Raw genomic sequence first — 20,517 nt, forward strand, 5'->3', positions numbered from 1 at the left:
TTGCTAGCCAGAGACTTTGAAATGTTAAATGCCTTCCTCATCTCTTTAGTGGTTGTCGCTTTATCCGAAATGGGCGATAAAACACAACTGCTCGCATTACTTCTTGCTGCACGTTTTCGTAAACCTATTCCTATTTTATTTGCAATTTTATTAGCAACTATTGTCAATCATGGTGTATCGGCTGTGCTTGGTCAGTGGATTACCACAGTCCTTAGCCCGACAGTATTACTTTGGATTGTGTCACTTGGCTTTATTGGTATGGCTGGGTGGATGTTGATTCCAGATGAATTGGATGATGAATCTGAAAGTATTAATAAATGGCAAAAATATGGGGTCTTTGGTGCAACTTTTGTATTATTCTTCCTTGCAGAAATTGGGGATAAAACCCAAATCGCCACAGTGGCACTTGCTGCACGCTTTGACAGTATCGGTTGGGTAACCATAGGTACGACATTGGGGATTATGCTGGTCAATGCACCTGCTGTATTTATTGGCAATAAATTGGCAGATAAATTACCTATTGCTCTGATTCATAAAATTGGAGCTGCAATCTTCTTTATTATTGGTGTCGCAGCTTTAGTTCAGCATTACTTTTTTTAAGCGCAATTTTCCAAGCTGATTGAACATCAATAAAGTCATCTATTTTTAAAGCTGAAAACCCAACTTAATGTTGGGTTTTTTATTATTCTGAGAATGATGACACAAATAATCTTTAAACTTAGGTTGTAGATTTATTGTAACTTTGAAGAAAACCTTATATGTTGTATGGGATAACTAAAGATTTATTTTAAAAAAGGTTTTGGGGTTTCTGGTATGGCTTTAGATCGCACCACGTCGCAAGTTTTGTTTGATAATGGCACTCATAAATGTATAAGTTTTACCAGTTTGGTGAAAGGTGAAGGTGTACAAGCCAATCAGTTTCTTATTTTAAATAATGAACGTGCAGCAGTATTAGATCCGGGCGGTGATTTGACCTATGTGCCCCTGACCATGGAGCTTAATAAATACACCCGATTACAAAATCTAGACTATGTCATGGCATCTCACCAAGACCCTGACATCATTACTTCAATGCCACGTTGGTTGGTCTATACCGATGCCAAAGTGGTCGCATCTAAATTATGGGCACGCTTTTTACCTCATTTAAACTCAGCATTTATGAGTGACCGTATGAAGGGGGGCTGGTTAGAACGTCTGATCGAATTGCCTGACCAAGGTGGCTCTATTCCATTGGGAGAAACGCGCATTATCGTGGTTCCTGCGCATTTCTTACATTCCGTTGGAAATTTCCAGTTTTATGATCCAATTTCAAAAATTTTATTCTCAGGTGATATGGGTGCATCGATTGTTGATGATGCCTCGAAACCAATTGAAGATTTTGCAATGCACATTCCAACCATGCATGGTTTTCATCAGCGCTATATGTGTACCAATCGGGTGATTCGTTTATGGGTGAAAATGGTGCGTCAAATGGATATTGAAATGATTGTGCCGCAACATGGTAAGCCGTTTATTGGTAAAGAGATGATTCATCAGTTTTTAGACTGGATCGAAAATTTACAATGCGGTGTCGATTTGATGGATGAGTCCGTGTTTACCTGTCCGCAATAAAAAATTCAAAAAAGATATTGAGTTTGAGTGCGACTTTTTTTAGGATTTTCTTGCCAAAATTTTAAATTGATAACGAGAATCTTAAAAAAATGTTGTCACAAATCTCAGCACAGGATGCGGGCTTAAGTTGTGGGGCGTGTTGCGCCTTTTTCCGAGTCTCATTTTATTGGGCAGAAGGAGAAGCCATGCCGCCAGATTATGTCGAACCTTTGACAGCCGTGTATTCTTGTATGCAGGGCACCAATCAAAAGCAACCGCGTTGTGTGGCATTAAAGGGTGAGATTGGACAGCAAGTCAGCTGTAGTATGTATGAGCAACGGAGTTCTTCATGCAAACAGGTACATGCTGGGGATTCACAATGTGCAAAAGCAAGACAAGGCTATGGTTTAATTCCCCTGATCGAAATAGAAGTCGCTACACCCAGCAATGATGAAGACTTTGATCAGGTGTGTTAACGCTTCATTGGGAAAATTTAGGATATTAAGGCAGAGACTGTAAGTCGACAGTCTACTGTGGTGTTAAATCCACGATAATTTTATATTCAAAGCCCATTTTTATTTCAATAAGATACTGAAAAATAAAGTGTGATCGAGAATAAGATAAATCGGCACAATAAAAAATGAAAATTGAACGGAAATTTGTATATAATAGCTCACGGAAATTACCAGCGAGACTGTTATGTTGACCATCGTTCAAGAAGCGCTAACCTTCGATGATGTCTTATTACTCCCTGCCTATTCTACTATCCTCCCAAAAGATGTCTCTCTAAAGACACGCCTCACACGCGGCATTCAACTGAACATCCCTATGGTTTCAGCAGCAATGGATACTGTGACTGAGTCACGTATGGCGATTGCAATGGCGCAAAACGGTGGTATTGGTATTTTACATAAAAACATGGATATTTCTGCACAAGCTGCAGAAGTTCGCCGTGTAAAAAAATTCGAAGCGGGAATGGTGAAAGATCCAATTACCGTGACACCTGAAACCACGATTCGTGATTTGATGGCAATTACACAAGCCAACAACATCAGCGGTGTACCTGTCGTTAAAGATGGCAAAGTGGTTGGGATTGTAACTGGCCGAGATACTCGTTTTGTAACGAACTTGGAACAACCAGTAAGCAATATCATGACAGGGCAAGATCGTCTTGTGACTGTTCGTGAAAATGAATCGAAAGAAAATATTCAAGCATTATTGCAAAAACACCGTATTGAAAAAGTATTGGTGGTTGATGAAAGCAATGCACTAAAAGGCTTAATTACAGTTACAGATTTCCGTAAAGCGGAATCTTATCCAAATAGCTGTAAAGATGAATTAGGTCGTTTACGTGTTGGTGCTGCAGTGGGTACTGGCGCTGAAACTCCAAGTCGTGTTGAAGCTTTGGTTGAAGCCGGCGTTGATGCGATTGTAGTGGATACGGCGCATGGTCATTCTGCGGGTGTGATCGAGCGTGTCCGTTGGGTGAAAGCAAACTTCCCTCAAGTTCAAGTGATTGGCGGTAATATCGCAACGGGTGATGCTGCTTTGGCATTACTTGATGCAGGTGCAGATGCGGTGAAAGTGGGTATTGGTCCTGGTTCAATCTGTACGACACGTATCGTTGCAGGTATTGGTATGCCACAAATCTCTGCAATTGACAGTGTTGCCAATGCATTGAAAGACCAAATTCCATTGATTGCTGATGGTGGTATTCGTTTCTCTGGGGATATGGCAAAAGCGATTGGTGCTGGTGCAAGCACGATTATGGTGGGTTCACTTATGGCGGGTACTGAAGAAGCGCCTGGTGAAGTTGAATTCTTCCAAGGTCGTTATTACAAAGCATACCGTGGTATGGGTTCTTTGGGTGCAATGGCTGGTGCGACGGGTTCTGCCGATCGTTATTTCCAAGACTCGAAAGCAGGCGCTGAAAAATTGGTTCCAGAAGGGATTGAAGGCCGCGTACCGTACAAAGGTCCAATGGGCAATATCGTACATCAAATGATGGGCGGTTTACGTTCATCTATGGGCTATACCGGTTCTGCAACCATTGAAGATTTACGTCAAAATGCAAAATTTGTGAAAATCACCGCTGCAGGTATGCAAGAGTCACATGTGCATGATGTAACGATTACCAAAGAAGCACCGAACTATCGTGTAGGTTAATCTTTTGTAATATTTTGATTGGAAAAAGCCGTCAGTTTATGACGGCTTTTTTATTTTGGTGTAAAGTAGTAAACCTTAAAAATTGATTGTTATACAACACATAATAAGTGGGTAAAAGATGAGTTATTTTGGAACAGACGGGATTCGTGGAAAATTTGGTGAACTCCCAATTACCCCAGAATTTGCACTTAAACTCGGATTTGCGGCAGGGAAAGTATTAAAGCAAATTAGCCCAAAATCAAAACCAATTGTGGTTTTAGGTAAAGATACCCGTTTATCGGGTTATATTCTTGAAGCAGCTTTACAGGCGGGTCTCAATGCGGCAGGTGTTTATGTACATTTGCTTGGACCCTTACCGACCCCTGCAATTGCCCATTTAACCCGTGCATTGCATGCCAATTTAGGGATCGTGATTTCTGCTTCACATAACCCTTATTTTGATAATGGGATTAAATTCTTTTCAGATGAAGGGAAAAAGCTTCCAGATACGATTCAAGATGCGATTAACCGAGAGCTTGAGAACGATATCATCATTGAAGACACCGCAAACTTAGGTAAGAGTGTACGTGTTAAAGATGCCAATGGTCGTTATATCGAGTTTTGTAAATCGACATTCCCATATCATTTCAATTTACGCCATTTAAAAATTGTGGTGGATTGCGCCAATGGTGCAGCGTATAGCGTAGGTCCAGCAGTATTTCGTGAATTAGGCGCAAAAGTTATTGCGCTTTATAACGAACCAGATGGTTTAAATATCAATAAGGATTGTGGTTCAACACATCCTGAAAATTTACAAAAAGCCGTGATTGAGCATCAAGCAGATTTAGGTATTGCTTTTGATGGCGATGCAGATCGTGTGGTTTTGGTCGACCGTTTTGGTAAATTGATTGATGGCGACCATATTCTGTATATTTTAGCAACCCAAGCATCTCAAAAACCGGCGGGTATCGTGGGTACAGTGATGAGTAACATGGCATTAGAATTGGCACTTGAAAAAGCCAAAGTGCCTTTTGTGCGTGCTAAAGTGGGTGATCGCTATGTATTGCAAAATTTAGAAGAAAACAACTGGGTGACTGGTGGCGAACCATCTGGTCATATTTTGACTTTAGACAAGAGCACAACAGGTGATGCAATTATTGCAGCCCTGCAAGTGTTAACAGTATTGGTTGAACAGAATAAATCTTTAGATGAATTGGTTGCAGATTTTAAAACTTTACCCAATGTTTTGGTCAATGTTCGCCTTGAACAAATGTTTGACCCATTTGCAGTGCCAGCATTGGTTGCCGAGTTTGATAAAGTAGAAGCCACACTTAAAGGACGTGGGCGAATTTTAATTCGTAAGTCAGGGACGGAACCGATCATCCGTGTTATGGTAGAAGGCGATAATCTGCAAGAAGTAACTGATTTGGCAAATCATTTAGCAGATGCTGTTCGTCAAAATGCGGCTTAAAATATTGTATCGTCTGTAGAAGGTTTTGCTTCATGCGTGATGTAATTAAAGACTTAAGTGAGCTTAGACTTACTTATCAAAAAGGTGAACTACATGAGGAGCAGGTGGATGCTGATCCTCATGTGCAGTTTCTCAATTGGTTTAATTTGGCTTTAGAAGCAAAACTGCATGAACCTTACGCAATGTCGTTGGCAACCGCAAATGCACAAGGGCGTCCACATGTGCGTACTGTGTTATTGCGTGGTGCTACTGAGGCTGGTTATGATTTTTATACCAATTATGACAGTCAAAAAGGCTTAGATTTAGCTGAAAATCCTTATGCAGAATTGCTATTCTATTGGCCTGAGTTAGAACGTCAGGTTCGTGTGGGTGGTCAAGTTCAGAAAATATCTGAACAAGAATCTACAGATTATTATCATAAGCGTCCGCGTGATAGCCAAATTGCAGCGCATATCAGTACCCCACAAAGTGGTGTGATTGAAAGTCGTGAACATTTACAACAGCGTTTTCAAGCGTTGTATGATCAAGTGGCTGAAAAGAATGAATTGGCTAAACCCGAATTTTGGGGAGGCTATCGTTTAGAGCCGACGTATTATGAATTCTGGCAAGGTCGCCCAAATCGCTTACATGATCGCCTCACTTATGAAAAAGCCGGTGAATCTTGGACAATACAACGTTTGATGCCATAAATGCAAAAATTACAAATTAAACAAAGACCTTTGATCACACGCCCTGAGAACTTTCAGGGCGTGTTACCTTTTATTGCTGAAATTTTAGCCCGTCGTGGTGTGCAATCTGAACAAGAATTAGATTTAAAACTTAAATATTTACTTGCACCAGAAATGAAAGGTTTGGAGCAAGCCATTCAAATAATTGATCAAGCTTTAGATCAAGATAAAAAAATTGTGATTGTCGGTGATTATGATGCAGATGGTGCCACCAGTACCGCACTGATGATGCTGGCTTTACGAGAAATGGGGGCCAATGTTGAATACCTCGTTCCAGATCGTTTTAAATATGGTTATGGCCTAACCCCTAAAATTGCTGACTTGGCTTTTGAAAAATATCAGCCTGATCTATTAATTACGGTCGACAATGGAATTTCCAGCCATGCAGGTGTAGCACAAGCACAGTCACATGGAATGCAGGTGATTATCACCGATCATCATTTAACGACCAAGGAAACGCCTCAGGCTGAAGCGGTTGTCAACCCAAATCAGTTAGGGTGCGAATTTCCAAGTAAGGCTTTGGCTGGCGTTGGCGTGGCATTTTACCTATTGGCAAAGTTAAGTAGCCATCGGACAAAACAGGGGAAATCGGCTGCAAAAATGCCGCAATATTTGGATTTGGTTGCTTTGGGCACTTATGCCGATGTTGCCAGCCTCGACCATAACAATCGTATCTTAGTGGATGCAGGAGTTAAACGGATTCAACAGAATCAATGTCGTGCTGGGATTAGTGCCTTATTAGACATTGCAGCGCGTGATCCTGTTGAGTTAAAAGCCTCTGATTTAGGTTTTGTGTTAGGCCCTCGTCTTAATGCCGCAGGGCGTATGGAAACCATGGACATCGGTATTGAATGTCTTTTGGCAACCGATACGCAGACAGCTCACGCTTTGGCACGCCAGCTCAATGATTTAAACTTAGAACGCCGTCAAGTTGAGTCGGAGATCAAACAAGAGGCTTTGGCAGCGCTGGAAAATCTACAGCTTGATCAAGATCATTTACCCGCAGCGCTGGTCATGTTTGAAGAGCATTGGCATCAAGGGGTGATTGGTATTGTGGCAGGCCGTTTAAAAGAGCAATTTCATCGCCCCAGTATTGTATTTGCGGCAGATAAAGATGGGATTCATATCAAAGGTTCCGCACGTTCGATTGATGGTATTCATATTCGAGACAGTATTGAAAAAGTTGCCGAGCAATATCCTGATTTGATTAGTCATTTTGGTGGGCATGCGGCTGCGGCGGGATTGACTATTCAAAAGCAACATTTTGAAGAATTTAAACAACGTTTTACTGAGTTGGTTGCTCAATCAGATGATGCGCTATTCCAAGCGGTGTTGTGGACGGATGGTGAATTACCTGCTCAGGCATTTCAACTGCAAACTGTAGATACTTTGACGCAATTGGGACCGTGGGGGCAAAAGTTTCCTGCACCGGTATTTGAAGGGCGTTTTAAAGTCATCGATTATCGTTGGTTAAAGGAAGTGCATCTGAAATTGCGTTTAGCTTTGGAAAATGGCCAACCGATTGATGCGATTGCCTTTAATGTACGTGATAAATTCAATTTTGATCCTATGCAAGATATGGTACGTATTGTTTATGAATTGGATAAAAATCAATTTAATGGCAATGTGAGTTTGCAGTTAAGAATGCTGCATTTAGAACAGTAAATTTAGGCGAAAGAAGCGCTTATATAAGCGCTTTATCTATTTGATACCCACTATAATAGTTAATACATCTCATTTTAGAGCGCGTATAGCCTTATCTTACATTCAAAATTTAAATACATTTGTGTAGTTAAGGCCTTTCTCTGCACTGTAAAAAGTAGTGCTTCTAACTAGATTTGCGGATTAAACATCAAAGAAAATTATTTCCCTTCTTTAAGTCATAGATTAATATAGGTTTAACGCTTTTTTATGCCTAAAAGAATCTAGAAAAATGAAAATATGGATTGCAGTGCTTTTTATTCTGATTTCAAATACAGCCTTTGCAAATGTAATTAAATGGAACGAAGATAATATTAATTGGCTGTCTTATGAAAAAGGCTTACAGATTGCTGAACAAGAGAAGAAACCCATTTTATTGGTGTTTTATGCTAACTGGTGTGGCGCTTCTAAGCGATATGGAAAAGTATTTTATGATGATGAGGTTGTAAATCTTTCGAAAAAATTCATCATGATTAAGGTCGATGTGAATGAGGATGAGGATTTAAGTTTAGAGTATGGTGTGCGCTATATTCCGATGACATTATTTTTGGATAGTAAATCAAATATTCAAACTGATATACGTAGTAGTACTTCAGAGCATCCGTTTAATTTAAATGAAGAAAATCCTAATGAATTACTAAGGTTGATGAAAAAAGTACAATACAAGTTAAATGAAGTCTCGATCAAACCTAAAGTTATTTTAATGAATCATTAATTTCTGATTTATTTAATTAGTGATAAAAAAACCGCTTATACAAGAGCGGTTTTTTAAGTTTTAACAATAATTAGAAGCGGTAAGCAGCACGTAGACCATAGATATTATCGTCATCTTCAAAATCAACAGAACCTTCTAAGCTGATTTGTTGAGTAAAGAATTTTTTTGCACGAATTGTAAAGCTGTCTTCATCAGTACCATCAGTGCGGCTACCTGAATAAGCCAATCCGACACTGAAAGTTTTATCTAGGTATAAATCTGTACCTACGCTGTAAGCATCGGTATCACCAAAGCTTGCACCACCTTCAAAATTCATGTCATAGCGACCCACTTGAGTGACATATTTAGCACGGATAGTTGGATCTATATCATCATTAAAATCATTGTCATAGCCCGCTAAACCAACCGCAATCAAAAGACCTGGGATTGGCAAGTAACCTACTTCAGCAGAGTAAGTTGTTGTGTCTAAATCATCGACATGATCGGCCTTAGCTGTAGAGCGTCCAATAGCAGCACTTGCATAAAAATCGGTATTTGGAACGAAATATTCAATACCAACACCATAAGCTGTTACATCGTAGGCATCATAATCGATATAGCTAATTCCAGCATTTACGTTGCTTGCGCGATCTAGAAAGGCAGCTTCGTTTAATGGGTTATTTTTAACTTGAACAGGGTTAAAATAATATGTTCCATCAATAGCAAAACCAGTAGATGTATCCCCTTTATCTGGATCAACAATACCGAGTGAACCACCGATTTCAGCTTGGTATGCATGTGCAGACCCAAAAGAACTAGCAAGTAATGCAGCAAATAAAGTTTTCTTAAACATTGTGTGACCCTTTTGTTATAAAAATATTAATTTTTTGTTACAAATCGCATTGTATGTAAATTAATCTCTATGTCAAGGCTAAAGATCTGAAAATTAAAAGTTTGCTGCGCCATGACATAAAAACAATGCTTAAAAAATGGGTAACTGAGTCAAGCTTTAAGCAATCCATAACAACAATAAAAATAGCCAATAGATTCGGTTTAAAGGCTTTTAATCGGTCTTTTTTATGTCTTAATTTTTTAAGATAGATTGATTTAAAATTATTTAATTCATTATTTATCAAAATATTATAATTGATTTTGTTCTTTCATCTTGTCTTAAGACTTATTAAGATATATCTTAATATGCATAAATTAATCAATTTGAGAAAAATAAAGATGAAATCAGAGCGACATGATCATTCACAACATGATTTTGAGCATCGTGAACAGCATACCGAACGAGGCTATGGTGGGCGACGAGGTCGGTTGTTTGAATCGGGTAAAATGAAGCTTTTGGTTTTACATCTGATACAGCAACAGCCAAAGCATGGTTATGAAATTATCAAAGCCATCAGTGATCTGGTCGGTGGGGGCTATACCCCAAGTTCGGGTACGATCTATCCAACCCTGACCTATCTTGAAGAAATTGGTTTTGTGCATGCTGAAAATACAGAAGGTGATCGTAAGCAATATCAGATTACTGATGCTGGAAAATTACATTTAAAAGAGCAGCATGCGCATATCCAACACTTATTAGAGCGTTTGGAAACTCGACGCGAAATTCATGAAAACGACCAATATTTGGATATTCATCGTGCGATGGAAAACTTAAAAACATCATTACGCTTAAAGCTCAAGGGTAAAGATTTTGATGCTGAGCAAGTTAGACAAGTCGCTGAAAAAATTGATCAAGCTGCAGTAGAAATTGGACGTTTATAACAGTGCAATAATGGGGCAATAGAAGGTTTAGGTGAGACATGAGTATTGAGGTACAACAAAAACTGCGTCATGCAAATTTAAAAGTGACCCAGGCAAGAGTGATTGTATTCAAAGCGCTGTTGGACCAAAAAACACAACTGACAGCAAAGCAGATTTATCAGCAGTTATATGTACAAAATAAGCAGATCAGCTTATCGACCATATATCGAGTGGTGAGCGATTTAGAGAAAGTGGGTTTGATTACGCAAAATCTGCATGGCAGAGATGAAGCCAAATATGCTTTGCCTTATTTATCCGAAGTGGAGTCACTCAATATCCAATGTGCCGACCTAACCCAGATCAATAAAGCGTCTTTGATCGCTTCACTGGAACAGGTTTTTCAAGCGTTTGATATTGATGTTTTGGATATTAAATTTAGTACCACATTACATTAAACCCAGCCGAATATTTAACAAGTTAGAGAAATCTTATGAAACAACATCAATATTATGTAACTGTGCAACATGTTGCAGATGCGCAAGGTCATCCATCAATCTACAATGAAAATATCGAATTTAATGTGGGTAATCACGATGATATTTTCCAAATCGTAGAGCGCTTAAAAGCTGCTGAGTTTTTTGATGAAGAAACCACTAAAGCGTTTGCGGTAGGATTAAAACTCTTCTTAGAGGTGATGATTACCCACCGTGATCATGTGCTATTTCAAGACTTTGAACCCGCAGTTAAACAATTTATGAAAAACCTAAAGCAGAACGTCAAGAAAAATGCCTGATTTAAAACCAGAGATCAAGATCGAAAATAAACGCGATCAACATAAACCTGCCATGATTTTTGCTGGAATTCCGAAATTACCAGCAAAATATGCAGGGTGGATTATGCCGTTGATACTCTCAGCTTTGATGAGTGCGACCATTTCCATGATTAACTTATGGAAAAATGTGGGGTGGTTCGATGGATTTTTTGCAAAATGGTTTAGCGTCTGGCTATTTTCATGGATGATTGCCTTTCCCACAGTATTAATTTTTTTACCTCTGGTTCGCCGTTTCACAGGCTTATTTGTAGATCTTACGCCACCTCCTTCTGCTTAATTCGATTAAGGCTTTGAAGACATCATGATGCGATGACGGGCCTATAAACATTTCAAAGAGAATATGCAACTCGATAAAGTATTGCTCCCAGATCTTGTAATCAGAAACTGCATAACAAAAACCAAACTATTATTGTCCTATTCATGGTATTCAGCGTATTAAGATAGCTATAGGTCGATGTATATAAAACCGATAAGCTAAATAAAATGAAATTGTAGATGTTGCAATAACGTCCTGAGCTGATGGACAAATTTAGGATAACAAAATGACCAATACCAACTATACCGAGATTTCTAACTCTGACGATTGTGAAAAATATGTGAATCAGTTTATTCAAGATTTTCCAATCCGTTCAGCAGAAATAGGCAAAGGCACCGTCATTAAACGTGCATTACCCAGTCGTCAAAAACGCATGATTGGCGCATGGTGCTTTTTAGATCACGCTGGTCCAGTCGTATTTCCTCAGGGAGATGGATTGGATGTTGGACCGCACCCGCATATTGGGTTACAAACCTTCACTTGGATGATCGAAGGGACGATGATGCATACAGACAGCATCGGCTCTAAACAATTGATTCGTCCTAAACAAGTGAATCTGATGACTGCGGGTTATGGAATTTCCCATACAGAAGTTGCTCCCGATACTGAAACGAGAATGCATGCTGCACAGCTTTGGATTGCATTGCCTGATGATAAGATCAATATGGCACCGCAGTTTGATCATTATCCAGAATTACCCATTGTAGAGCAGGACCATATTGAATTTACAGTTTTAGTCGGTGAATTCATGAATACCAAATCTCCTGTCAAAGTGCATACGGAATTAGTCGGGATCGATTTTTTTGCAAAAGAATCAACCAAGACACGTATTCCACTGAATCCTCATTTTGAATATGGATTTATGGCATTAGAAGGTGAAGCAACAGTAAATGATCATGATTTAAATAGTGACAATATGGTGGTGATTGAACCTGGAATTTCACAGATTGAGGTTGAATTACCAAAAGGCTCGCGTTTACTGTTGATAGGTGGTGAACCTTTTGAGTCGCCTATATTACTGTGGTGGAATCTTGTTGGCAGAACACAGGAAGAACTAAAAGCGGCTACAGAACAATGGGCGAATCAGGACGCGCGTTTTGGAACGATCCCTGATTATGATGGTCCACGTTTAGAAGCACCGGCATTCCCAGACAAGATGCGAGCATCGAAGTGATGTGCTGCATTGCGCATTGTCGATTTTTAGACAGGGATTCAAACTAAATAATTTGCGTTAAAGGCGAGCTTGCTCATCCTTTAGCGCAAGTGTTGCGTTTACAAAGTTTTATTTAAACTGGCATTCACTAAAAATTTAAAGATTCAAGGAAAATAAAATGGCAATTATTGCAAATGCAAAGGTAAAAACCTATCCAGAACCATGGTCAGGTGAGGTGGTGAGTGGAAAACATCAACTGATTACCGACAAACCAGAATCATTCGGTGGGCAAGACAAGGGCTTAGCGCCTTATGATTTTATCTGTTCAGGTTTAATTTCTTGTACCATGATTACATTGCGTATGTATGCTCAACACAAAGGTCTTGATTTGGGTGAGTTTACAGTTGAAGCTGATTTTAATGCCAATAAAGAGGGGAAAGAATGGGTCGAGCGTCGCTTGTCTTTTGCCACTCCTTTGTCTGAAGAGTTGCATCAAAAAGTGTTAGACATTTGCCAAAAAACCCCAGTGACCAAGACTTTATTACGTAGTGTGGAAATCAATACCACGATTATTTAAAAACGGTTATATAAAAACCGCTATGTAAAGATGGTCGTTGTATTTGATCCGTAAAAAGATATTTTGTATAAAAACAAAATATCTTTTTTCTGCCAGTAAGATTATTCAAAAATTATTTTATTGTTTATTTACAAGTGTTTGCATAAACTTTGTTATAGAACTTATCTTGATTCAAGGCTTTAAACTCTAAGTCGTCAAAGGAATAAAAAGCGGCCCCCGTTTCACCATCATGGCTCAAGGTAATGTCATCAAATTTTTTCACTAATTTGCTGTTTGATGTTTTCCCTACAAAGTAATCAGCGCCCCGAATGGCGATGGTTTTTCCTGTGCAATCTACAATAAGCTGTTTAATAACCGATTGATATGTTGCACCTTGCTCATCTTTAATAGGGTTGGCATATTTTTCATAGATGACAGCTTGCTTAAACGAATCACGAATTTTTTGATGTGCATTTACATCAATAAAGGACTCACCCTTATTCTCAAGAGATCCCAGTAACATAAGCTTGGGTTGATATGCATATAGATTTGAACAAATAAAGAAGAAAATTAACGGGATAAGTGACTTCATTTTTATTCTCAGAATAATCAATATTGAATCTAGAGTATAAACAAAGTTGATAAAAAAATGATTTAAATACAGTAATAGAATTGTTGAAAAGTCGAGATCAATTTATAGTCGAAGGATAAAAACTGAGGCAATACAATGATTACATTACATCACCTAGATCAATCTCGTTCACTCCGTATTATTTGGGCTTTAGAAGAGTTGGGACTTGAGTATCAGATTAAGCACTATAAACGCTTGCCTACTTTTGCTGCACCCCCTGAGTTAAAAGCAGTTCATCCGCTTGGAAAGTCACCTGTATTGACTGATGGTGACCTAACCATTGCAGAATCTGCTGTGATTTTGGATTATCTTCAAGCAACCTATGATACAAAAAATCAGTTTAAGCCTCAGAATCCTAAAGACTTAATGCAATATAACTACTGGATGCATTATGCCGAGGGTTCTTTAATGCCTTATTTGTTGATGACCTTGGTCATGACCAATATGCCAAAACATGTTCCTTTTTTAATTCGCCCGATTGCAAAGAAAATTTCAGAAGGCGTCCGTGGCGGCTTTAGCAATCCTCGTTTAAAAGAACATGCAGCCTTTTTGGAAGCTTATTTTAGTCAACATGACTATGCCGCAGGTGAGTTTTCGTTTGCCGACATTCAAATGAGTTTTCCCGTGATTGCCATGCAGCAACGAACCAAAAATAAAACCCCTCGACTGGCTGCATATGCTGAACGAATTCAGCAGCGTCCGGCTTTTCAACGCGCTAAACTAAAGAGTGATGATTAAATTTTGTATATCAAGGTGATGGGTGAATGCATTTAATTTTTTTACCAGGTGCATCGGGAAGTACAGCGTTTTGGCAACCTGTTATGCAGCAGCTTTCAGCCGATCATCAAAAAACAGTGATGGCCTATCCAAGTTTTGCTGGGCATCCAGAGCATCCGCATATTGATAGTTTTGACGATTTGCAGGATTATATTCTCGACCAAATTCAACAGCCCTGCATTGTGATTGCTCAATCTATGGGAGGGGTTTTTGCAGTTCAAGCAGCACTACAAAAACCTGAATTGATCAAAGCTTTGGTTTTGGTTGCAAGCTCTGGTGGAATTGATTTAAGCCCCTTTCAGGTTGCCGATTGGCGAGGCGATTACCAGCAAACATTTGCAGTGCCCAATTGGTTTGTCGATCATCAATCCCATTTAGATGATTCATTATACAAAATAGCGTGCCCAGTCCTGTTGCTTTGGGGCGATGCAGATCCCATTAGCCCTGTGGGCGTGGGTAAATATTTGCATGAAAAAATCCAGCATTCCAGATTGCATATCATTGAACAAGGGGAACATGATTTGGCCAATGCACACGCCAATCAAGTGGCTAGATTAATTCACGATTTTATTTCTGATATAAAGTAAAAGATTTAAGCTAAAGTCGCACATGTCTTTTTCATTTATGTTTACCATAATGACAATTGTGCTTCATCTTGCTGATCGGTCAGTTGATACAAACCCACTCCGATTAAACGGAATTGGAAATGCTCAGGAATTTGCATTTCACTTAATAATATTTGAATGACCTGAACCATTTCTTGCTGTGATTGAAGTGCGGTTTTAAAACTTTTACTGTGCTGTAAAACTTGAAAATTCTTGAGTTTTAACTTAACGGTGACACCGCGAGCCTGCATGTGTTTTTTTTCTAAACTGAGCCAAACACGTTCAATTAAATTGTTCCAATAGATTGAACACTGTTCAAGGCTGAGATCATCATCAAATGTGGTTTCCTTGGAAATTTGCTGACGTTGTCGTTCGGCTTGTACTGGGCGATCATCAATACCTTGGGCATATAAAAACAACTGTCTGCCATATTTGCCAAAATGATGGATCAGTATATTTTCTTCAATTTTTTGCAAATCACCCAAAGTCTCTAAGTTTAAGCTTTTCAGTTTTTCCTGAGTGACCTTCCCAACACCGGGAATTTTTTTCAGGGGTAAATCATGGATAAAATGTTGAACTTGGGTCGGTTTAATGATGCAAATGCCATTGGGTTTATTCCAATCTGAAGCAATTTTGGCAAGAAATTTATTCGGTGCTACGCCAGCCGAAGCCGTAAGCCCTGTTTGTTGAAAAATATCGGCTCGAATTCGTTCCGCCACTTCAGTAGCACTGGGAATATTTTGTAAATTTTCAGTGACATCTAAATAAGCTTCATCTAAAGATAAAGGTTCAATAAGTGCAGTGTATTTTTGAAAAATCTCATGAATTTTTACAGAAACATCGCGATATTTTTCAAAATTCGGTTCAATCACATAGACTTGAGGGCAGAGTTTTTTTGCCTGTGACATCGACATGGCGGAGCGTAATCCAAACTGACGCGCTGGATAGGATGCAGCAGCAATCACAGCCCGAGGATGATGTGAGGAAATCACCACAGGTAAGTGTTTTAGTTCAGGACGGTCGAGTAGCTCTACAGATGCATAGAATGCATCCATGTCAATATGGATGATTTTTCTCATGAATTACACAGTGTTGAAACGCTGTGTAATTATTCTAACCGATCTTGATTTGTTTCTATTGATGAATTTGAATTTTGTAAAGAATATGCGACAGCTTATGTCATGAATGATCTTGATTACGCTTAATTCAACTTATTTTTCTGTAAAAACTGCTGCCATTGTTCTGCATCACCATAAAATACATTTAAATCGACATTTTTCTCGATGCCTTGAATTTTGCCTTGGTTGCTCTGTTGCCAAAATGTCCATGCACGTTTGTCTTTTAAATCAGGCTTATCTTTATATTCACGAATCCAAATCGGTGTATCTTTAAATTCACCTGTGAGTACCATGTTGTAAAAGATTTTAGAGGTATAAAAAATCGGTTGTTTACCATAATGCTTTTGCAATTGATCATGCATACTTTTGATGTGTTTGATTAATTGTTCTTTGGTATAGGTGTTTATGCAACTGCTGTCATATTCCAAGTCCATCACAGGGGGCAAGGCATTGCTTTTATTTGGCACTGTTTTGATAAAATTTTGTGCTTGAATGTCACCATCACGACATAAACGAAAGAAGTGATAAGCCCCCACGCGCAGACCACGTTCACGTGCTTCTAACCAATACTGCTGAAACTTATCATCTTGATAATCTCCACCTTCAGTGGCTTTAAGATAGACAAACTGATAGTGCTGCGGAGAGATTTTTTTCCAATCAATATCACCTTGATGATGTGAAACATCGAAACCTTTAATCGGATAGTCTTCAGCCAAGGCAGCATTATTATGAACAAAAAACAAAGTCCCGAGTATGACGCAGCAGAAAAGTGCGATCGCTAAAACTGAGCTATTGCGAGTGATTTTTTGCTGTTTGTGTTTTTTCGCAGCGTATTTTGACATGGTTTTTCTAAATATCCAGATGGATCAGTTTAACGTGCTTTGGTTCTAAAAAACGATGGCTGAATAAAAATTGCAACACTTAAATTTGCGCATCTTTGGGAATTTGAAAGAATATCAACGCCGTAATGATGTTAATCGCACCTAAACAAATCAGGGTATAGTGAAATGCTTGTGTAATATGCGCTTCACTAAAATAACCTGTAAATGCATTGAGTAAAGTACCTGCCAAAGCAATCCCAATACTCATTGATAACATCATAATCATCGATAAAAAGCTATTCCCACTACTGGCATCCTGTTGCGGGAGATCTTTAAGCGTAAGGGTATTCATGGTCACAAACTGTAATGAGTTGAGTACACCAAAAATAAAGAAATGCACTACACCTAACCATGTCGGGGTATCCGCTGTATGTAAGGCAAAACTGGCAATACATGCACCGATCAATAAGGTATTAACCAGTAGAAATGGACGATAACCAGTACGTTGTAGAATCGGGCGAATGATGGGTTTAGAAAATAATGAACCGAGTACAATTGGGGTCATCATTACCCCAGTCATAAAAGGTTCCATTTTAAATGCAACTTGGAGCATCAGCGGCAAAATAAAGGGAACCGCATTCCCACCAAAGCGCGCAAAGAAATTACCGAGTACACCAATGGTATAGATTTTATTTTTAAACAGTCGACTACGAAACAATGCATTTTTATGGGTATGGGCATGATAGGCATAGACCAAGGCTGAGATTATCCCAGCGAAAAGTAAGCCTAAGCTCAGGCTTCTGGAGATTTCATTGCTGGCAATATTTTCAATCCCTAAAGCCATGCCCACCATTGCAATTGCCAATAGGATAAAGCCACTGAAATCAAAGGATTTTACTGATGCTTCAGCCACATTGGGCATGGCTTTAAAGGTGACAAAAGTGCCTAAAATACCGATGGGTAAATTAATCAGAAAAATCCAGTGCCAAGAGGCATATTCGACTAACCACCCCCCTAAGATCGGGCCCATTAATGGACCGAGTAAGCCCGCTAAGCTCATCAAACTCATTGCAGAAAGAAACTGCTCACGAGGGATGATTTTTAACATGGCGAGTCGCCCGACTGGAACCAGTAATGCGCCACCGATACCTTGAATAACTCGAAATACAATAAGCAGATTGAAGTCATTGGACAGTGCACAGCCCAATGAGGCAGCGGTAAAAATTACGATCGCTGCAAAGAAAATATTTCGCACCCCAAAGCGATCTGCCAACCAACCACTTAAAGGAATACATGCAGCAACTGCCAAGACATAGCTAATCACGATGCCATGCATTTTTAATGGATTTTCTTGCAGGCTTTCTGCCATAGCAGGCAAAGCGGTATTGATAATCGTGGTATCTAAGCCTTGCATGAAAAAGCCGATCGAAACTAAAAAAACCAATAAATAGAATTTAGGTTGGAGTTTACTGTGCGATGGCGTAGTCGTCATAGAACTTAAATAATCCCATTTTGTGAATATTTTAAAACAATCATCTGGCTAAATCTGTATGAAATCGTTGCTTTATATTGAATCAGGTGCGATACCCAATTGAATGTTCAAGAAATTGCCATAAAACTGTAATCTGCTTGTCATGGAACTTACACCCGTGATGAATACATTAAGCCAAATTAAACAAAAAATGGGCTGTTTATGAACATAAAAGTTTCAGCATTGTGTTTAGCAATGCTTTCTGTTGGTTTAGTGGCATGTAATGATGATAATAAAACAACAGCGCCAACGGTTGAAGAAATCACACCTGAAAGCATTAATTTAAGCTTATTGGGGCGTTATGAAACGGGTATTTTTGCTGAAAGTGCAGCAGAAATTCCTGCATATGATGCAACAACAAAACGGGTATTTGTGGTCAATGCCAAGAAAGGTTTAGTTGATGTATTAGATGTGTCTAAACCCGAAACACCTGTGCATATTGGTGAGCTTTCGGCTCGTGAAGCTTTAGCTGATTCTGAAGTAAATTCAGTTGCGATTAAAAATGGCATTGTGGCACTTGCTGTTCAAGCCAAACAAAAAACAGATAAGGGTATTGTGGCTTTTTTTAATGCCAAAGATTTGAAATTGATCAGTACAGTCGAAGTTGGTGCTTTACCTGATATGCTGACATTTAGCCCCGATGGTAAAACTGTTTTGGTGGCAAATGAGGCTGAACCCAATGATGACTATAGTATTGATCCTGAAGGTTCAATCAGCATTATTGATATCAGTAATATTCAACGACCGTCCGCCAGCCTTGCCGATTTTAAAGCGTTTAATGATAAAAAAGCCGATTTGATTAAAGCGGGTGTACGCATTTTTGGTCCTAAAGCGACAGTGGCTCAGGATCTAGAACCTGAGTACATCACCATCAGCAATGATGGGAAAACTGCTTGGGCGACCTTACAAGAAAATAATGCCATTGCCAAAATTGATATCGTCGCTAAAAAAGTGACAGATATTTTTCCATTAGGTTATAAAGATCATGGGCTTGCCAATAATGCGCTAGATGTCAGTGATAAAGATGGAAAAATTAATATTCAGGTTTGGCCGGGTTTGGTGGGGATGTATCAACCTGATTCAATTGCCCATTATCAAGCCAATGGGGCAAGTTATTTAGTCACAGCCAATGAAGGTGATTCACGTGAATGGTTGAAGGACTCAACTGCATATTATGCTGGAGATCAAAGTCAAGGTTTTGCAGAAGCAATTCGAATGAAGCATTTATTCAACGTCAAAGGTTTCAATAATAAAGGCGATTATCCTGCTCATTTGACCAATCTTGTTGCGGGTGTAAAAGGGGCCAAACTAGACGCCACAGTTTTTGCCTATTGTGGTGCAACAGCGACTGATCCGGGCATGTGCCGTGATGATACACAATTAGGACGTTTAAACATTGCTTGGAATATGGGTTATCAAATCAACACGGATGGCTCACCAAAATTGGATGCCAATGGATTATTGACCTATAGTAAACTTTATAGCTATGGCGCACGTTCTTTCAGTATATGGGATGCACAAGGCAAGTTAGTTTGGGATTCAGGCAGTGAATTTGAGCGTAAAGTTGCTGAGCTATTTCCAAATTACTTTAATAGTGATCATGAAGCGGCGGCTTTTGATGACCGAAGTGACAATAAAGGACCTGAGCCCGAAGGTTTAGCGCTGGGTACAATTGGTAAAAAAACCTTTGCCTTTATCGGCTTAGAGCGCCAAAGTGGGATTATGGTTTATGATATTAGTAATCCACAAAAGCCTGTTTTTATACAGTATTTTAATAATCGTACCTTTAAACAGGATCAGGTTTATAAAGATGCTAAAGGTCAGCCAATCTTAAACAAGGATGGCAAGCAGATTCTGATTGAGAAAGGTGATTTAGGTCCTGAAGGACTGACGTTTGTCTCTGCCAAAGATTCACCAAATTCAAAACCTATGTTGATTGTGGGCAATGAAGTCAGTGGCAGTACAGCAATTTATCAGATTAATTTAAAATAGCGTTTTAATTATTCTATTGCGAGAAAAGAGTGCTTTGGCACTCTTTTTTATTGAGACTATCCCTCAGTTTTATGAGGGATAGTTGTAGATGTAATACATGAAGT

22 protein-coding genes are annotated in these 20,517 nt (G+C 39.1%); 17 read left to right on the plus strand and 5 right to left on the minus strand.

Translation table 11 applies throughout. The features are described 5' to 3' along the window. Window positions 1-21 precede the first annotated feature (21 nt). The 8 genes from MTO68_RS00845 to MTO68_RS00880 all read left to right on the plus strand — a co-directional run bounded on the left by MTO68_RS00845 (window position 22) and on the right by MTO68_RS00880 (window position 8,350). Complete coding sequence (locus tag MTO68_RS00845; RefSeq protein ID WP_056517171.1) at window positions 22-600, plus strand: TMEM165/GDT1 family protein; 579 nt, start codon at window positions 22-24, stop codon at window positions 598-600. Between the two features lie 213 nt (window positions 601-813). Beyond that, a complete protein-coding gene (locus MTO68_RS00850) occupies window positions 814-1,611 on the plus strand; it encodes an MBL fold metallo-hydrolase (protein WP_004718609.1) in 798 nt (265 codons plus the stop codon). 89 nt (window positions 1,612-1,700) lie between these two features. Then, a complete protein-coding gene (locus MTO68_RS00855) occupies window positions 1,701-2,066 on the plus strand; it encodes a YkgJ family cysteine cluster protein (protein WP_244014658.1) in 366 nt (121 codons plus the stop codon). Between the two features lie 223 nt (window positions 2,067-2,289). Continuing rightward, the gene (gene guaB / locus MTO68_RS00860; protein WP_004718605.1) at window positions 2,290-3,756 is read left to right on the plus strand and encodes an IMP dehydrogenase; all 1,467 of its coding nucleotides are present in this window, start codon (window positions 2,290-2,292) and stop codon (window positions 3,754-3,756) included. A 118-nt stretch (window positions 3,757-3,874) separates the two neighbouring features. After that, the gene (gene glmM, locus MTO68_RS00865) at window positions 3,875-5,206 is read left to right on the plus strand and encodes a phosphoglucosamine mutase (protein ID WP_004818404.1); all 1,332 of its coding nucleotides are present in this window, start codon (window positions 3,875-3,877) and stop codon (window positions 5,204-5,206) included. Between the two features lie 32 nt (window positions 5,207-5,238). Beyond that, entirely contained in the window at window positions 5,239-5,895 is a 657-nt protein-coding gene (gene pdxH, locus MTO68_RS00870; protein WP_244014660.1) for a pyridoxamine 5'-phosphate oxidase, read from the plus strand. After that, window positions 5,896-7,599: a single-stranded-DNA-specific exonuclease RecJ gene (gene recJ, locus MTO68_RS00875; RefSeq protein ID WP_244014662.1), complete on the plus strand. Its 1,704-nt coding sequence runs from the start codon at window positions 5,896-5,898 to the stop codon at window positions 7,597-7,599. A gap of 268 nt (window positions 7,600-7,867) precedes the next feature. After that, window positions 7,868-8,350: a thioredoxin family protein gene (locus MTO68_RS00880; RefSeq protein ID WP_244014664.1), complete on the plus strand. Its 483-nt coding sequence runs from the start codon at window positions 7,868-7,870 to the stop codon at window positions 8,348-8,350. A 70-nt stretch (window positions 8,351-8,420) separates the two neighbouring features. Here the strand turns inward: MTO68_RS00880 and MTO68_RS00885 are convergent, their stop codons facing one another. Next, window positions 8,421-9,182 (minus strand): putative porin, encoded by a 762-nt coding sequence (locus MTO68_RS00885; RefSeq protein ID WP_004718597.1) that lies wholly within the window; start codon window positions 9,180-9,182, stop codon window positions 8,421-8,423. A 377-nt stretch (window positions 9,183-9,559) separates the two neighbouring features. On the opposite strand from MTO68_RS00885, the gene MTO68_RS00890 reads away from it, so the two are divergent. The 6 genes from MTO68_RS00890 (at window position 9,560) to MTO68_RS00915 (ending at window position 12,959) form a co-directional block, all read left to right on the plus strand. Further along, the gene (locus MTO68_RS00890) at window positions 9,560-10,102 is read left to right on the plus strand and encodes a PadR family transcriptional regulator (protein ID WP_244014666.1); all 543 of its coding nucleotides are present in this window, start codon (window positions 9,560-9,562) and stop codon (window positions 10,100-10,102) included. 38 nt (window positions 10,103-10,140) lie between these two features. After that, a complete protein-coding gene (locus MTO68_RS00895; protein WP_056517184.1) occupies window positions 10,141-10,536 on the plus strand; it encodes a transcriptional repressor in 396 nt (131 codons plus the stop codon). Window positions 10,537-10,571: 35 nt separating this feature from the next. After that, window positions 10,572-10,874, plus strand: coding sequence for a DUF3861 domain-containing protein (locus tag MTO68_RS00900; RefSeq protein WP_244014667.1), 303 nt, complete (start codon window positions 10,572-10,574; stop codon window positions 10,872-10,874). A 52-nt stretch (window positions 10,875-10,926) separates the two neighbouring features. Then, window positions 10,927-11,190 carry a DUF2798 domain-containing protein gene (locus MTO68_RS00905; protein ID WP_034611342.1) on the plus strand — a complete coding sequence of 88 codons (264 nt, stop codon included), beginning with the start codon at window positions 10,927-10,929 and terminating at the stop codon, window positions 11,188-11,190. A 265-nt stretch (window positions 11,191-11,455) separates the two neighbouring features. Beyond that, window positions 11,456-12,403: a pirin family protein gene (locus tag MTO68_RS00910; protein WP_244014669.1), complete on the plus strand. Its 948-nt coding sequence runs from the start codon at window positions 11,456-11,458 to the stop codon at window positions 12,401-12,403. Between the two features lie 157 nt (window positions 12,404-12,560). After that, a complete protein-coding gene (locus MTO68_RS00915; protein WP_004718587.1) occupies window positions 12,561-12,959 on the plus strand; it encodes an OsmC family protein in 399 nt (132 codons plus the stop codon). A 124-nt stretch (window positions 12,960-13,083) separates the two neighbouring features. Here MTO68_RS00915 and MTO68_RS00920 read toward each other — a convergent pair whose 3' ends face one another. Continuing rightward, window positions 13,084-13,530 carry a surface-adhesin E family protein gene (locus tag MTO68_RS00920; RefSeq protein WP_244014671.1) on the minus strand — a complete coding sequence of 149 codons (447 nt, stop codon included), beginning with the start codon at window positions 13,528-13,530 and terminating at the stop codon, window positions 13,084-13,086. Between the two features lie 135 nt (window positions 13,531-13,665). On the opposite strand from MTO68_RS00920, the gene MTO68_RS00925 reads away from it, so the two are divergent. Beyond that, window positions 13,666-14,307 carry a glutathione S-transferase gene (locus tag MTO68_RS00925; protein WP_004718584.1) on the plus strand — a complete coding sequence of 214 codons (642 nt, stop codon included), beginning with the start codon at window positions 13,666-13,668 and terminating at the stop codon, window positions 14,305-14,307. 26 nt (window positions 14,308-14,333) lie between these two features. Further along, complete coding sequence (locus MTO68_RS00930; RefSeq protein WP_004818418.1) at window positions 14,334-14,933, plus strand: alpha/beta hydrolase; 600 nt, start codon at window positions 14,334-14,336, stop codon at window positions 14,931-14,933. 41 nt (window positions 14,934-14,974) lie between these two features. Here the strand turns inward: MTO68_RS00930 and dinB are convergent, their stop codons facing one another. The 3 genes from dinB to mdtD all read right to left on the minus strand — a co-directional run bounded on the left by dinB (window position 14,975) and on the right by mdtD (window position 18,382). Then, the gene (gene dinB, locus MTO68_RS00935; RefSeq protein WP_035370801.1) at window positions 14,975-16,030 is read right to left on the minus strand and encodes a DNA polymerase IV; all 1,056 of its coding nucleotides are present in this window, start codon (window positions 16,028-16,030) and stop codon (window positions 14,975-14,977) included. Window positions 16,031-16,152: 122 nt separating this feature from the next. Next, a complete protein-coding gene (locus MTO68_RS00940; RefSeq protein ID WP_004818421.1) occupies window positions 16,153-16,911 on the minus strand; it encodes a GH25 family lysozyme in 759 nt (252 codons plus the stop codon). A gap of 79 nt (window positions 16,912-16,990) precedes the next feature. Continuing rightward, window positions 16,991-18,382, minus strand: coding sequence for a multidrug transporter subunit MdtD (mdtD, locus tag MTO68_RS00945; protein WP_004818423.1), 1,392 nt, complete (start codon window positions 18,380-18,382; stop codon window positions 16,991-16,993). Between the two features lie 201 nt (window positions 18,383-18,583). Here mdtD and MTO68_RS00950 point away from each other — a divergent pair, with 201 nt between their 5' ends. Next, window positions 18,584-20,413: a choice-of-anchor I family protein gene (locus MTO68_RS00950; protein ID WP_244014673.1), complete on the plus strand. Its 1,830-nt coding sequence runs from the start codon at window positions 18,584-18,586 to the stop codon at window positions 20,411-20,413. Window positions 20,414-20,517 lie beyond the last annotated feature (104 nt).

Source organism: Acinetobacter sp. NyZ410 (assembly GCF_022828975.1).
Classification (GTDB): Bacteria; Pseudomonadota; Gammaproteobacteria; order Pseudomonadales; family Moraxellaceae; genus Acinetobacter; species Acinetobacter guillouiae.